The organism is Echinicola rosea (assembly GCF_005281475.1).
Taxonomy (GTDB): Bacteria; Bacteroidota; Bacteroidia; order Cytophagales; family Cyclobacteriaceae; genus Echinicola; species Echinicola rosea.
On record NZ_CP040106.1, the window covers coordinates 5,871,345 to 5,886,732 of the forward strand.

Consider the following 15,388-nt stretch of genomic DNA (forward strand, 5'->3'; position numbering starts at 1 on the left):
CCCTCAAACTGGATAAGCTCCTTGAACGAAAGGGCTTTGCTTGAGGGTTTAATCATGGCATTAACTATTTCGAGCCGGGCATTGCAACTTTGATGTTCGGTGGATACTTTGCAAGAACCTTTGCATATCGGGCTACTTCTGCGCCCATCTGTGTAACGATAGGCAGATATCGATTACCGATTCCCAGATTTTCCTGCGGGTTCGTGTATAGATTCACCATCACCGATCCTCCGGTTTCTGGAATGACAGCACCGCTAAATCCACCCTTAAGACCCTGTGAGAAAATTGCATCTTGCAGCTGAACGACCATGTGATACTTGAACTCATCTATGCGGACTGCTGCCAAGTGTTGATTCATCGTATAAATAATGCTTTTTCGTGCTGACTGACCCTCATCAGCCAAAAAGAAGGCTGTTTGGTCTATACCATCTACATAACGGTCTTCTGGAATAAATTTGTTGACTTCGGTACCTGATGCCCCTGCCAACGACAAGGCTGTGTTAAACAAGTCAGCATAAAAGAATAACCCTTCAGATTTTCGGGGTTCAATCATACCCTTCCAGTACACGAACGTAGGGACACGAGTACCACCTTCCCAAGTGGATCCTTTGCCGCCTCGAAAAGGTGTCCTACCATAAGGAGCTACCTCTTGCTCAGGTCCGTTATCGGAACCGACAAAAATAAATGTATTCTCCAGTTGTCCAGTTGCTTCGAGCTTTGCTATCAAACGCCCAAAAGTGTCGTCTATCTCAACAATAGCATCCGAATAGCTGTTTCGCGCCCGAGATTTTCCAGCAAAATCCTCGTTGGGGTAGTTGTCGAAATGGGCTCCTCGGGTATTGTGATACAAAAACCAAGGTTGGTCACTGTTTTCATTTGACTCAATAAACTCCTCCGAATATCTTGTCCAATCTTGATCGAGATTTTTAATAGACTCTAAATCAATCTCGTAAACTTCCTCCACTCCCTTTTCAGGAGTCACGTGGACATTGTAATGGTTAAAGTTTAGCTCGGCCAGCATTTTGGTACGCTCGGGACTCAGTGCTATTTCTGGATTGAAATAGACATCCCGCCATTCGGTGTACATGTCGGACACGCCAAGAAAACCGTAAAAGTCATCGAAACCGACGTCTTGAGGTACAGACCCCTCTACTTCCCCCATGTGCCATTTGCCAACGCCCTGTGTTTTATAGCCAAGCTTTTTAAGAATCGAGGCGACCGTTTCCGCACCTCCCAAACCACCAGGTTCGCCATACATGGGCGGACGCAAAAGTCCGTGGTGTAATGGATTCTGCCCCGTCATTACCGTGGCACGCGTGGGAGTACAAGAAGGCGTAGAGTATGCAGAAGTTAGGATCAAGCCTTCAGCTGCAAGGCGATCAAGATTTGGTGTTGCGTTGCCTACGGCAACACCACCACCATTGAAACCAAAGTCCATATAGCCGACATCATCGGTTAGGAAAAATAGGATATTTGGCTTTTCCCCCGTGCGTTTTTCAAATTCGGCAAGCTTTTTCCGTGCCTCATCAACCTCGTCTTGATGAATAATAACCGGCTCCATGTTGTCAGCAATCTGTGTGGCCTGAACATGGAGGTACTGGTTGGGGTGCGAAAAGCCAGGTGCCGTGGTCGCACCATCGGTTGACCCTCTCGGATTTGCAGGCTGATTGGCAAATTTGTTGTCCTGTGCCGTTACTGAAAGTGCCATACATCCCACCAAAGCTGTAAGCAAGTATGATTTTTTCATTTTGATCGTGTTTTTGGATTAAATCATGTTTATTTAAATGTCTTTTCTATTAAAAAGGACTTAACTAAAGAGGGAGGTGATTTCCTTCTTTAATTAAGTCTTCTACTATTCTATTAATTAAAATCTACCGCCACCTGTTGAATTTCCCCTGTGAATTTGAATGGCGTTTGGTAATCTTTGGATACCGGAGTACCCGTATCCATTCCTACATCCAGCGTTTCATCCAAAGAAAAGCGGTTAGGTACCGTTCTCGGTATGTTGCCTTGGGCTACCGAGTTTCCATCTACTAGAAGTTCTATCGCTGCTCCTTTGCCCATACCGCCACCTGAATAGTTGAATTTCAGTGTGATCGTGTGTTTTCCAGCTTTTAAAGTTTCGCCTTCTATTGAGGTGATATCTTCTTGCAGCCAGTTGTAAGTAAATTTAGGTTTACCTGCATCCATCATCAATCCCCATCCGGCATAAAGCCCGCCTTGGGTAATGATTATCCCTTCTGTATTGGCGTCGCCTATCTCTACGTCAGCAGTCAACGTGAAAGTTCTGTTCTTAAAGTTGGGCGCGCTTCCTTCCGGCAGGCGAATCATACCCGGATAGTACACAAAGTGGTCAACGCCTTCTGATGGGCCGGATGGTCTTCCCGTCAGTTGTGCACTAAAACGTTCTGCTCCCCTATCGTCCAAAGGAAGAACATCGTGGGCCTTGGCTTCTTTCATAAATAAGGCCTTCAGTTCTTCTACTTTTTCAGGATGTTCGGCAGCTATATCGTTGTTTTCTGTAAAGTCTTCACGGATGTTGTACAGTTCCCATACATCATTCTCAAAAGTCAAATTATCTGGTCGATCATCAGACCAAGGGGTAAGGCCATGGGCTGTAGCAGCTACCCATCCGTCATGGTACACCGCCCGACTTCCCCCCATCTCGAAGTACTGTGTTTTGTGCGTTTCCTCTGCATCGGGGTTATCGAAGGTGTACATCATACTGGTACCGGACATTGGGGTTTGTTTTACCCCCTTCACTACTTTGGGCTGAGGAATGCCACAAGCTTCCAAGATGGTAGGCACGATATCGGTACAATGCGAGAACTGCGAACGTATGGCCCCTTTGTCCTTTATTACTTTAGGCCAGGAAATCACCAATCCGTTTCGGGTTCCTCCGAAGTGGGAAGCCATACGTTTGGCAAACTTCATAGGGGAATTCATGGCCATCGCCCACCCAACGGGATAAAGATTATACGTATCGATCGTTCCGATTTCATCCATACGGCTTAATGCGTCCTTCACCACATCCGGACGGTAGCTGTTGAAGTCTGCTGCTATCTCGTTCAATGTTCCTGTAAAGCCACCTTCTGCAGAAGCGCCATTGTCGCCCACGGCATAAATAACCAAGGTATTTTCTTTCTGACCTAAATCTTCAACAGCACGTAGCATACGGCCAATTTCATAATCGGTATAAGCCAGAAAAGCAGCATACACTTCCATCATACGGGCATATACTTTCTGCTGGTCGGGGCTTAATGCGTCCCAAACCCCCACTTCTTCCGGTATTGGGTTGTATTGGGCATTTTCAGGAATAATGCCTTCCGCCTTCATGCGCTTAAAGGTGTTTTCACTTACCTTGTTCCAACCTTCGTCAAATTCACCTTTGAACTTGTCGCGCCATTCCTTCGGAGCATGATGAGGTGCATGGGTAGCCCCAGGAGCGAAGTACACAAAGAAAGGCTTGTTAGGAGCAGTGGACTTTTGGTTACGGATCCAGTTGATGGCACGGTCTGCCATGTCTTTGTTCAGGTGGTAATCCGGATCGTCCGTAGGCGGTAATATCGGTCTGGTATTTTCAATTAATGGTGGTGCATATTGATTACAGTCTCCACCGTTGAAACCAAAGAAATACTCAAAACCCATACCTGTCGGCCATTGATCGAAAGGCCCTGCTTGAGAGGTTTCGTAATCGGGCGTATTATGGTTTTTACCAAACCATGAGGTGTTATAACCATTGTCCTTAAGGATTTGTCCGATGGTAGCAGAGTTGTCTGGCATAATGGAGTTGTAGCCCGGGAATCCCGTAGCAATCTCTGAAATCACACCAAACCCAGCTTCGTGATGGTTTTTACCCGTTAAAATAGAGGCACGCGTAGGTGAACACAGTGCTGTGGTATGCCATTGGTTGTAACGCAAACCGTCCTCTGCCAAGGCATCTAAATGAGGCGTTGGTATGGGGCCACCAAAGGTGGACGATGCTCCAAACCCCACATCATCCAACATAATAAGAATGACGTTTGGAGCATCTTCTTTCGCCTTACGTGTAATAGGGAAATCAGCTTCTGAATTTTTATACGTTTCAGCGATTTTTCCATCAAACTCTCCCGGCCGCCGATCTGGAATGACTTCTCCAGGCTTCGCGGACTCATCAACTTGACGCTCTTCCTGAGGCTGGCAAGCGGCAACTAATACAGCTGCCGCTAGGGATAGGTTTAGAATGAGTTTCTTCATCGTCAATTAGCGATTATGGTCATGTTATTATTGTCCAGGTTTTTTCAACCCAATATCTTTCATAGGATACTTTTGATAAGTAGCCAAGTGGTCTCTTATATACCCTAACATCACCGGTAAACCCCACTCAAAATAGCGATGCCCTGTACTTACTTGCTCTTTGGGTGACACATATAGATTGTACACCCAAGGGGCCATACCTGTTTGCTGCACCACTGATTGATCGAGATTTTTACGAGGTGCAGAGGTTTCGAACACCTTCATATGCATTTTGTACTCCATCCATCGCGCAGCCATAAAGTTGGTCTCCGAATACATAAACACCGCATTCCTATTGGAATCACCTTCACCGGCCAATAAAAATGACGTTTGATCTACTCCATCGATGTAATTACTACTTGGAATTTTGTCATAAGCCCCCGCTAGGGCAATGGAAGTATTGAACAAATCACAAAGATCAAATAAGCCATCGCTTATGCGCCCAGGTTCGATCATCCCTTTCCAATATGCAATGCCTGGTACGCGCACGCCACCTTCCCAGGTCGTCCCTTTTCCACCTCTGAATGGTGTAAACCCACCATCAGGCCAAGTATCTTCATTTGGACCATTATCTGAAGTAAGGAAGACAAAAGTATTTTCATCAATATCCAACTCTTCCAGTAGTTGCGTGAGCCTGCCGACAATATCATCCACTTCCATAATCGCATCCTTATAAGGAAATGCAGCTGGACTTTTTCCCTTAAACTCCTCGGAAACATAATTGTCATTGTGGACTTTGGAAAAGGAGTGGATTAAATAAAAAGGTTGGTCCTCCTCTACAGCCCTTCTGATAAAATCCTCGCTATAATCAGCAAAAATCTGATCTACTTTAGACAACTCTTCAATTGTCGTAATCGGAGCGACTTCCTTGTTTTCTTCCCCTTTTTTGCCCTTAACTACTGCTTCATTAACCATAGCTTTTACGGCTGCCAACCTTTCCGGCTTATTGATCAAATCAGGATAAATCCATTCGTTTACAAACTGTGAATATTCGGATTGCACCGCTGCAAACCCCAACCATTCATCGTAGCCCACTTCATTGGGCATGCTTCCTTTGGTTTCTCCCAAGTGCCACTTTCCTGAAATAGCCGTTTTATAACCGTTTTCAGATAAAATTTTAGCGGCTGTATTTTCAGATTCCCAAGGATTTACTTTCGGGTTTTCTCCGGTCAATGTCGGCCGTGTAAGTCCTGAACGCGCAGGAATTCTTCCAGTCATCAGTGCGGCCCGAGTCGGGGTACAGGTTGGCTGGGCATAGGCTGAAGTGAGTCGCAAACCTTCATTTGCCAGCTTGTTCATATTAGGTGTAGGTGCCCCAATGGCCGTTCCGCCACCATAAACGCCAATATCTCCGTATCCCATATCATCGATCAGGATAATGAGGATGTTGGGCTTCTTGTTGAGCTTCTCTAACTTTGACTCAGCCTCCTTTTGTTGGTCTGGATGAGGAATCGCAGGTTCAAGGTACTCTTTGACCCGAACTGTCCTGTTAAAATAATCGTCTTGGCCTTGCACAGCCACACCGCCGAAAAGTAACAAGAATATGATGCTGATTTTTTTCATAATGCTATTTTTTTAAAAACTTAATGGTTGACTAAAGATGTAACTTAAGGTTTCAATTCAATATTCACTTCCGCTATTCGTCCCTGGAATTCATTGACAGAATAGTTCTTGATAACCGGCGAGCCGGTATCTACCCCCACGCCAAAAGTATCAATTCCGAAACGTGCCGGAACGGTAGCCTCCAATCGGCCTTCGGCTACTTTTTCATTGTTTATATAGAGAAGCACATTGGCTCCCTTTCCAGGACCACCGCCATCGTATTGAAAATCCACTTTTACGGCAGCTAGACCATCAGGAAGTTTTTTGCTTGATTTGATGTCTGTTACCTCCGCTTCAAAATAGTTATATGTAAAAGTTGGATAGCCATCTTTGACGTGCAGCGCATATCCGGCACTGGATCCACCGATGGCGTTGATTACTCCATCCTTATGTCCGGATGCCGTTTCCACCATGGCTTCCATATTCCAAGAAGTGTTTTTGGTATTGGGAGCCACCGTTTCGGGAAGACGTACCGCCCCTTCGTAGAACGTAAAAGAAGTCCTGTCTTCAATCAGCGAGGGTTTTGGCACGGTGAGCCGTTGGGCACCTCTGTCGTCCAATGGATAGACTTGATACTTTTGTGCCTCCTCTTCCCACAAGGCCTTTAGTTCTTCCAATTTCTCTGGATATTCATTGGCCACATTTTCTGCTTCTGAAAAATCCTCCTCTACATGATACAGCTCCCATGTCTCATGCTCAAATCCAGGCGCCAAATCCATCCTCCAGGGCTTGGTATGCTGATGAGCGGCTACCCACCCCTCATGATATAGTGCCCTGTTTGCCAAAATTTCAAAATACTGTGTCGTGCGAATCTCTGGGACATCAGCTTCGGTAAAAGTGGCCATGAAGGACTTACCGTCCATTGGCTTTTGTTTTACCCCATCAATGTATTCGGGAGCTTCCATGCCGGTGGCCTCCAATATCGTCGGCATCACGTCAATGACATGTAAAAACTGGGAGCGAATGCTCCCTTTGTCTTTAATGACTTTGGGCCAACTCACCACCATCGGATTTCTTGACCCCCCAAAGTGAGAGGCTACTTGTTTTGCCCAGGGAAATGGGGTATTCATCGCCAATCCCCACCCCACTGGCACGTGTGGCTCTGATCCTGGTTCACCTATTTCATCAGCTCTTTCCAAGTTTTCCTCCAAGGTACTCTGGATACCATTCAATGCCTTTATTTCATTTAACGTCCCTTCCAGGCCTCCTTCCGTACTGGCACCGTTGTCTCCCACAATATATATCACCAGGGTATTTTCTGCATCCGGCAACTCCCCTATTGCTTGTAACAAACGACCGATTTCATGATCTGTGTAGGCCATGTATCCCGCATAGTTTTCCTGTAACAGCGCATAAAATTTCTGCTCGTTGTCCGATAGAGATGCCCAAGGCTTTATGTTTTCATTACGTGGAGATAGCTTGGCATCTGCCGGAATGATGCCAATTTCTTTTTGACGGGCATAGGTGATCTCCCGTTCCTTGTCCCAGCCATGATCAAACTTCCCCTTAAACTTGTCGCGCCATTCTTTTGGCGTATGGTGGGGAGCATGGATGGCTCCCGGAGCAAAATACATGAACACGGGCTTGTCCGGAGAGATGGACTTTTGAAGCTTCATCCAGTCGATGGCTTTGTCCGTCATATCGGCCATAAAGTGATAGCCTTCCGCTGGAGTAGTCTCTGGCTCTACCGGCAAGGTATTTTCAAAAATCACCGGATTGTACTGGTCTGTTTCCCCCGCATTGAATCCATAGAAGTAGTCAAAGCCCATTCCTGTGGGCCATCTTTCAAAAGGCCCTGCAGGCGAAGTTTCCCAATCCGGCGTATTATGGTTCTTCCCAAACCATGCGGTGTTCATCCCATTGTACTTGATCACCTTACTGATGGGCGTGGTACTTCTCGGAATAAGTGATGTATAGCCTGGAAAACCTGTGGACCACTCGGGTAAAAAACCACTGGATGCATTATGGTGGTTTCTTCCGGTAAGAAATGCAGCGCGGGTGGCCGCACAAACCGCCGTGGTATGAAACCGGTTATATCGCAAACCTTCCCCGGCCAAGGAATCCAAATGTGGGGTCGGCACCGACCCTCCAAAAGTGCTCGTCATCCCAAAACCCACATCATCCAGCATGATAACCACTACATTGGGAGCGCCTTCCTTTGGCTCCACATATTCGGGCCAATCCATCTTGGAGTCCTTATAGGTTCGTCCTATTTCGCCGTGAAATTCAGGGTCATTATAAGGAAGTTTGTTTTGTTGGGGATTTCCAGTCTGCCCAAACACAAAATGGCTTCCGACCAAAAACAGCATCAATAATAAAAAACGGGGAATTGATTTTTCCATGATCAAAAGGGTTATTTTCTGGTCAAACAATAAACGCATAGCATGATTTCGCTACTTTAAAGTTACGTTTTTGCGTATCAAAGCCTTAAAAATCAATTTTGCAATTGCACAGTATTATAAATATTAACAAAGCTATGTAAAAAGCGGTTTTCGTTGAAAAGAAGATAATATTCCTCACTGGTCAAACCTATTCTGCCCCATATCGCTGCACGTCCTGATTAGGGATCAAGCGAAAAAGTTGGGGGGGGCTGCCAATTTACTTTATGTAAAAACAACCGAACCATAAAAATGCCACAAAGGCACCTAGTGCCGTCAAAAGGAAGCGACACCTTTTGTGGACTCAATAGGGTTCATAATCCTGGCTCAACCTTTTAGTTAAGAAATATGCCACTACATGGAACAATGAAATTAATTTATCCAAAAGAAACTTATTAATTGGATCCGCCTTGCAAGTATTGGGCGTTAAGAAATTTAAATGCGGGCGGGCAATAAGACAGGCTTGTTTGACGAAATGCTGCCCAAGGAAAAAATATAGAACTCGTATTTTCCAGATACACTAACTAAACGGCCTTGAAAGCGGGTTGAAAGATTACACTCGAAAGCTAGCCGCAGAGGAGCGACATGGTCATTACCATGGATGAAGCACGTGGTAAATTGCTTATACAACGTTTATTGAAGCAAAAGATTTTAGGATCGAAAAGCGATTTTGAGAGTACATTATTTGACAACTTTTATAATAATTGGCCAGAGGAGAGCCGATCATGCGCGAGGAGCACTTCCTTAATGTTAAATTGTAACTAAATAGCTTAGAGGATTTATGGCAAGGGCCAATACTACTGGAAAACAGTTTTTATGAAACAGCCTATTGGGTTCACTTCCTAATAGATGAAAACTACTTTACCGTAAAAGTCATCTTTGCCGGAGAGTCGGCCCCTTTGACACCAGAAGACCTCAATAGTGGAGAATATGTATATATCCTTGCCAGGACAAGGATTTCGGACGACTTAGAAGAAACCAAAAGGGCCCAAAAAAGCATGGTCATCGATGCCAAATCAGCTGTTCCCTACGAAGGAAAAGGCTATAAGCCAGAGGAGGTGGAAGCCTATCGAAATAAGCTGATCAAAGACGTCACCGAAGACCACTTGGAAATCGTTGGTGCCATAAGGATTTGGAGAAAAACCATCCGATGTGGACAAGGTAAATTACCTTCACTGCGCCGCGATGGGCTGGGGAGGCTTACCTCCAAAATACGCCCAATACACTGCTTTGATAAAAGGCCAAGGCGCTGGAGAGAAAAACCAAACGCTTACTTTTCCCAAACCCGATTTGGATTATGAGAAAGGAGGGTTCTTTTCCATTACCACCTATAATTCAGAATCGTGGATCGGCGAAGAAAACTTCTATATCAGTATGGACAGAATGAAGGACAACGGGGACGGTACCATGACCGTAGATTTTAATTCGGATACCCCTTATTCAGTCACGGTCTCTGAAGGCTGGAATGGAACATTACGGCTTTACCTTCCTGTGGACGCAGAGAAGACCATTGAGGAGATCAATCATTTTGTGAACATTCCAATCACTAAGAAATAATAATGGATTTAAGCAGCGCTAACCAATTGTAAACGACATCATGATGAAAAAAACATTATTGTTTTTGTATTGTACCACTGCATTGGTACTGACGAATTGCAATCAAAAGAAAAAAGAAAACAGTACTGGAGAAGCTTCAGAAAGCAAAACGGAGAACTCCTCTGTCAGCGTAACCAAAGAGAACTTTGCCCTGGCCATGTGTGATCTGGCCATGCAGAAGGAATTTGTCCAAGGTGCTGACAACACTTGGAACCACCACCGAAAGCCCATGCCATTAGATGAGCAACCAGCACCTTTAATGAACAGGGACACCAATTATTCCTTTGCGATCCTCGATGGAAGGGGTGATATCGCCATTACCTTGCCCGAGACGGATGGTCGCTACATGTCCTTGCACATCATGCAACACGACCATGTGACCTACAAGGTTTACTACGGGCCAGGAAGATACGTGATCCCAGCAAATGAGACCACTGACTTTTTCTATGCCAATGTACGTACCCAAATCGACGCCAGCGATCCTGAGGATGTCAAAAAAGTAAATGAATACCAAGACCAATTGAAAATTGAATTTCTGAACGGCTATGAACCTGAATCATTTCAGGTGACCAACTGGAACATGGACGAGTTCAAACAACAACTCAACCATTATGTAAAAATCGCTCAGAAAGAAGGGGTACTTGGAACAATGGGAACCGTGGAGAACCCTGTTTCCACAGAAGATAAAAACAGAGGTGTGGCCATCGCTACCGGCCTCCTGCCTGACAAAGATGCCGTTTATTTTACCGAGCAATACGATGTAGAAAGGGACAAAACCTACAAAGTGACCTATCAAGTCCCTGAAATGAGGGATCCTGATCTTGCATTTTATTCGATCACGATTTACGGTGCCGACCAACATCTGAAGACCGATAAGGGATCCATCATCAGCAATGACAAGATCACACTCAATCCAGATGGCAATAGCTTTGACCTGTATTATGTGCCGCAGGACCAGTTTGATGAAGCGGACTATGCCAATAAGGTACTGGTACCGTCCAAGCCATTTTGGATTTGCTTCCGGGTTTACATGCCCAAGGAGTCTGTCGTCAACGGAAGCTTTTCACTGCCGGATTTAAAATAACACAGCATTGGTCTTTAAATAAAAATCACTAAAGCGGTAATATTATCATGAAAAAATTAAGTCTCCTATTGATATTTTGTCTATCAACCTTATTGATAGCATGCAATGGAAAGAAAAAGAACGAAAAGGAATCAAGCAAAGAGAATACAGAGGTAACTGCCACTTCCAAAGCCAAAAATGATGTGGACACTGGAGTAGGTAAAAACGGAGAAGCCTCGTCAGTTAACCCTGCTTTTGTAGATCAAGGGGGAGAGGAGGTAAACATGGAGAATGTAATTCGAGCCGAAACAGCCAAGTACCTCGCTGCCGAAACCATGATCAGCGGACCAAACAAATTCCGCCACGAGCGAAATGGAATAGACCTGGATAATCAAACAGTCATCCGGTCAAACTTTGACGCCATTTATTCCTATGCGGTGTACGATGTGTCGGGAGGGTTGGAAATCTCGGTGCCTGAATATGACTTGTACCAAATTGTGCAGGTGCTGGATGAAAATTCTGTGACCATCGGTGTGGTGTATCCAGGAGAAACCAAATCGTTCACAAAGGATGACCTGAGCTATGGTGACCATGTGTACCTCTTTATGCGGACCAGACCAAGGACCTATGATGAAAAGGGCATGGAAGAAATGCGTAAGCGTCAAGATGCGGTAACAGTAGAGGCAGGCTCGGCCAATCCTTATGGATCGGAAGTGAAATACGATGTAGAATCCTTCAATAAACTCCGTGGCGAGCTGATCAAAAGGGCCATTACAGAAGGGGTGATCGAAGAAGGCTTTATTGATGATATCGATGATATCAAAACCCCTCAATATCAAATGATCAATACTGCTGGTTGGGCGGGGCTACCTGCCAAACACGCCTATTATTTTGTCGTTTTGCCTGGTGATGAAGGAGCGAAAAACGGCGAGCACAGTTCTGTGACATTTGAAAAGCCTGATTTGCAATATGACCGTTCTGCTTATTGGTCAATTACCATCTATAATGAGCAAGGCTGGGTGGTCACCAATCCGTTCAATACCAACTCAACAAAAGCAGTCCCCAATGAAGACGGAACCATCACCCTTAATTTTAACGGAGGGGAAGATGCCATTAACAACATTAAGGTTCCCAAAAACTGGAATGCATTATTCAGGTGTTACCTTCCGGCATCCGTACCGAGTATCATAGAATACAGGAAGGATTTTGTAAAGAATCATAAGGTACTGACGGTAAAATAATTAATAAAACCTGCTTTGTGCATTAGGCTATCGAAAAACCTGATGCATAAAGCGGGTCAACTCCCCTTTCTGAATAACATTGATCCATGATTTGCGAAATCATGTTGATCAAGTTGACCATGTTGCCACTGCACTTTTTTTAGGCACTCGTCCACCATCCCACCCCAGTCCAAGCCATTATCCAGCTTAACAGCACCACATTAAGCCACACTTTCCCTGGTCAGCCAAAAGGCAACAACATTAACAAAAAAGAAACTTTCCCTTAACCTGCTTCTTACCTATAACCCGGACATTTGTGGGTTATGGCATATTTGGTTCGAATCATACTATCTGTTTTTGTATTTATCGCGATCATGGGAAGGCCGGCGGTGGGCCAGACCGAAAAGGAACTCGTCAAAAAACTGGATACCGCCCGATCACTCACCAAAAGTGAACCAGAAAAGGCCTTTACGCTGGCAACAGCCGTAGTGGAGGAGAGTTCCCAACTGCAAGAGAAGCTACTTTTGGGCAAGGCACAATTGATCCGTGGAAAGATACTCTTACAATTTGGCCTCTTCCAGCCTGCCACTGAGGCGTTTTATGAAGCAGAGCACCTCTTCGAAGACCTAGGACAGCTATTATTACTGGCCCAGGCAAACAATGCATTGGGAGAAGTATATTATAAAATCAAAACACCGGAAGAAGCCCTCGCCCGTCATGAAAAAGCGCTCAAACTCTTCCAAAAAAAACATGACCGGGAAGGCGAGGCGGAGACAAAGGGCTTCATCGGGGGGATGTACGAGAAAATGGGCAATTACCCTAGGGCATTGGACTACCAGTGGGAAGCCCTGGAGCTCTTTGAAATCCTGGGGCTAAAAGGCCATTTGGCCTTTGTGAGGGAAAACATAGGGAGCATCCATGAAGACCTGGAGCGATTTGACTCCGCTTATTACAATTTTCACAAAGCCTATCTGCTCAATACTGAAATCGGGGACAGCCTCCGCTTGGTAGGCAATTTAAACAACTTGGGAGATGTGTTCCGCAAAACCCAGAGACCGGAAAAAGGCCTTGCCTATTCCAAGGAAGCCGCCGAACTGAGTGCCCGCCTCGGTTTTTTGGATGCCCAAAACAGTGCCTTGGTGGACATCTCAAAAGCCTATGCAGAAATGGGGGATCATGACAAGGCCTACCGGTACCTGGAACAAAGCCGCCAGCTTAGCGATGTGGTCTATTCAGAAGAATCGGCCAGACAGATTGCCATTCAGGAAGCCCAAAACAACCTATACACCAAAAACCAACAAATCAGTCAACTGGAACAAATGCGTGAATTTGACGCCATCGTAAAATGGCTACTGATTTCCTTGGTCGGGCTGCTGTGTGTGTTGGGCTGGGTGATCTTTAACCGGCAAAAACTCAAAATCAAAAACAACAAGGAAATGCTCCAGCAGCAACAAGAAATCCTACAGGTCAAGGAACGCCTGATCGCTACGGAAAAAGAAAACCGACAACTCCTGGAACTGAAAATCAAAACCGAGGACCAAGCCCATTCCAAATCCCTAACCGCCCAGACGCTTCACTTGATCGACAAAAACCAAATGCTCGAGGGCATCCAGGTCAAGCTTAAAAATATTCTCGAAGAAAACCCCAAGGACCAAAAGAAAAAAATCCGAAACCTGATCAAGGAGATCGACTTCAATTTTTCACATGACACCGACTGGGACGATTTCAAAAACAACTTTGAAAAAGTCCACCAAGACTTCTTCAAAAACCTCCAGCAGCGAACCGAAGGTCTCACACCCGCAGAAATGAAACTGGCCAGTCTCATGCGCCTAAACCTGAACTCCAAAGAGGTCGCCTCCACCCTAGGAATTTCCATGGACAGCCTGAGAATTTCACGCTATAGGCTCCGGAAAAAACTAAAGCTCGAAAAAGGAGACAGTTTACAGCAATTCATCCTTTGTATATAGTTCACGATTTGTTAACCCCTTTTTAACAAAACATAAAGTACTGAAAACCATTTATTTAAAAGATAAAAAATGATTTTTGTTTAGATTTTGTTAACGGTCATTTTTCCAATTGTTGCCTAAATGATTACAGTAAAAACTAGCCTGTAGGTGACTCCAAGGCTAACATTGCAGCATCAAAATTATTCAACACCTATGACAAAAAGTAAACTCATCTATGGGCTTTGTTCGCTGGGCATCCTCGCAGGATCATGCAACAATCAAAGCCAGCAAAAAGCAACAGAAACAGCCCAAAGTGCTGTCAAGCCACTTTACGTAACTGACCCTGTCGTCCACGACACCGACGATCCGGCGATATGGCTAAATCCCCACGATGCAGCCAAAAGCCTGATCGTAGGAACAGACAAAGACGCTGACGGCGCACTGTATGTTTTTGACCTGAAGGGCAAGGCAATTGATTCGCTGACCGTCCGAAATATCCAGCGTCCCAACAACGTGGACATCAGTTATGGACTGCCATTGGGCGACAGTTTGGTGGATTTTGCCGTTACAGGCGAGCGCCTGACTGCCAAGCTGAGGTTCTATGCACTGCCCTCCATGAAGGAAATCGTTCCTGATGGAATTGAAATCTATCAAGGTGAAACCGGACCTGAATACCGTGACCTAATGGGTGTGGCCGTGTACCGTAATCCTGAAAACGGGAAACAATACGTCATTGCCGGCAGGAAAAACGGCCCTCAGGACGGCACATACCTGTGGCAATATGAAATCAAGACCGATGGTGGCCAACTTGGCCTTGAGCTGGTACGGAAGTTTGGGCAGTTTAGCGGGAAGAAAGAAATAGAGGCCATCGCCGTGGACAATGAACTGGGCTACATTTACTATTCCGATGAAGGAGTCGGCGTCCGTAAATATTACGCAGACCCCGAAAAAGGCAATGAGCAACTGGCTCTCTTTGCCACCGATGGCTTTACCAAGGACCACGAAGGAATCAGCATTTACAAACTGGATGACAAAACGGGGTACCTCCTGGTGTCTGATCAAGAAGCCAACCAGTTCCATGTTTTTCCTCGGGAAGGTGCTGCCGACAATCCCCACGACCACCAGCTGATCACCAAAATAAAGACCAGTACCGTTTCCAGTGACGGATCCGAAGCACTTAGCACAGCGCTTGGGAAAGAATTCCGGCATGGGATCTTTGTGGCCATGTCCGATGACAGAACCTTCCAAATCTACAAATGGGAAGACCTGGCCGGAGATATCCTTAAATCAAAAAAATAATCCTTCAAC

9 protein-coding genes are annotated in these 15,388 nt (G+C 45.4%); 5 read left to right on the forward strand and 4 right to left on the reverse strand.

Annotated elements, in window-relative coordinates; translation table 11 throughout:
* Positions 1–64: 64 nt before the first annotated feature.
* The 4 genes from FDP09_RS22910 to FDP09_RS22925 form a co-directional block, all read right to left on the reverse strand.
* The gene (locus FDP09_RS22910) at positions 65–1,747 is read right to left on the reverse strand and encodes a sulfatase-like hydrolase/transferase (protein ID WP_137404762.1); all 1,683 of its coding nucleotides are present in this window, start codon (positions 1,745–1,747) and stop codon (positions 65–67) included.
* A gap of 113 nt (positions 1,748–1,860) precedes the next feature.
* Positions 1,861–4,236, reverse strand: a complete 2,376-nt coding sequence (locus FDP09_RS22915) for an arylsulfatase (protein WP_137404763.1) — start codon at positions 4,234–4,236, stop codon at positions 1,861–1,863.
* 27 nt (positions 4,237–4,263) lie between these two features.
* Positions 4,264–5,838 (reverse strand): arylsulfatase, encoded by a 1,575-nt coding sequence (locus FDP09_RS22920; protein WP_137404764.1) that lies wholly within the window; start codon positions 5,836–5,838, stop codon positions 4,264–4,266.
* Between the two features lie 44 nt (positions 5,839–5,882).
* Positions 5,883–8,219: an arylsulfatase gene (locus tag FDP09_RS22925; RefSeq protein WP_137404765.1), complete on the reverse strand. Its 2,337-nt coding sequence runs from the start codon at positions 8,217–8,219 to the stop codon at positions 5,883–5,885.
* Between the two features lie 1,188 nt (positions 8,220–9,407).
* On the opposite strand from FDP09_RS22925, the gene FDP09_RS22935 reads away from it, so the two are divergent.
* From FDP09_RS22935 to FDP09_RS22955, 5 genes are all read left to right on the forward strand, one after another.
* Positions 9,408–9,812 carry a DUF1254 domain-containing protein gene (locus tag FDP09_RS22935; protein ID WP_187328761.1) on the forward strand — a complete coding sequence of 135 codons (405 nt, stop codon included), beginning with the start codon at positions 9,408–9,410 and terminating at the stop codon, positions 9,810–9,812.
* Positions 9,813–9,855: 43 nt separating this feature from the next.
* The gene (locus FDP09_RS22940) at positions 9,856–10,935 is read left to right on the forward strand and encodes a DUF1254 domain-containing protein (RefSeq protein ID WP_222840312.1); all 1,080 of its coding nucleotides are present in this window, start codon (positions 9,856–9,858) and stop codon (positions 10,933–10,935) included.
* 47 nt (positions 10,936–10,982) lie between these two features.
* Positions 10,983–12,155 carry a DUF1254 domain-containing protein gene (locus tag FDP09_RS22945; RefSeq protein ID WP_137404769.1) on the forward strand — a complete coding sequence of 391 codons (1,173 nt, stop codon included), beginning with the start codon at positions 10,983–10,985 and terminating at the stop codon, positions 12,153–12,155.
* A gap of 302 nt (positions 12,156–12,457) precedes the next feature.
* The gene (locus tag FDP09_RS22950; protein WP_137404770.1) at positions 12,458–14,101 is read left to right on the forward strand and encodes a tetratricopeptide repeat protein; all 1,644 of its coding nucleotides are present in this window, start codon (positions 12,458–12,460) and stop codon (positions 14,099–14,101) included.
* Positions 14,102–14,293: 192 nt separating this feature from the next.
* A complete protein-coding gene (locus FDP09_RS22955; RefSeq protein ID WP_137404771.1) occupies positions 14,294–15,379 on the forward strand; it encodes a phytase in 1,086 nt (361 codons plus the stop codon).
* The last annotated feature ends 9 nt before the right edge of the window (positions 15,380–15,388 follow it).

Bases quoted from the DNA above. Each gene is read 5' to 3' on its own strand.
- FDP09_RS22910 (WP_137404762.1), bottom strand. From the start codon at position 1,747: ATGAAAAAATCATACTTGCTTACAGCTTTGGTGGGATGTATGGCACTT.
- FDP09_RS22915 (WP_137404763.1), bottom strand. From the start codon at position 4,236: ATGAAGAAACTCATTCTAAACCTATCCCTAGCGGCAGCTGTATTAGTT.
- FDP09_RS22920 (WP_137404764.1), bottom strand. From the start codon at position 5,838: ATGAAAAAAATCAGCATCATATTCTTGTTACTTTTCGGCGGTGTGGCT.
- FDP09_RS22925 (WP_137404765.1), bottom strand. From the start codon at position 8,219: ATGGAAAAATCAATTCCCCGTTTTTTATTATTGATGCTGTTTTTGGTC.
- FDP09_RS22940 (WP_222840312.1), top strand. From the start codon at position 9,856: ATGAAAAAAACATTATTGTTTTTGTATTGTACCACTGCATTGGTACTG.
- FDP09_RS22945 (WP_137404769.1), top strand. From the start codon at position 10,983: ATGAAAAAATTAAGTCTCCTATTGATATTTTGTCTATCAACCTTATTG.
- FDP09_RS22950 (WP_137404770.1), top strand. From the start codon at position 12,458: ATGGCATATTTGGTTCGAATCATACTATCTGTTTTTGTATTTATCGCG.
- FDP09_RS22955 (WP_137404771.1), top strand. From the start codon at position 14,294: ATGACAAAAAGTAAACTCATCTATGGGCTTTGTTCGCTGGGCATCCTC.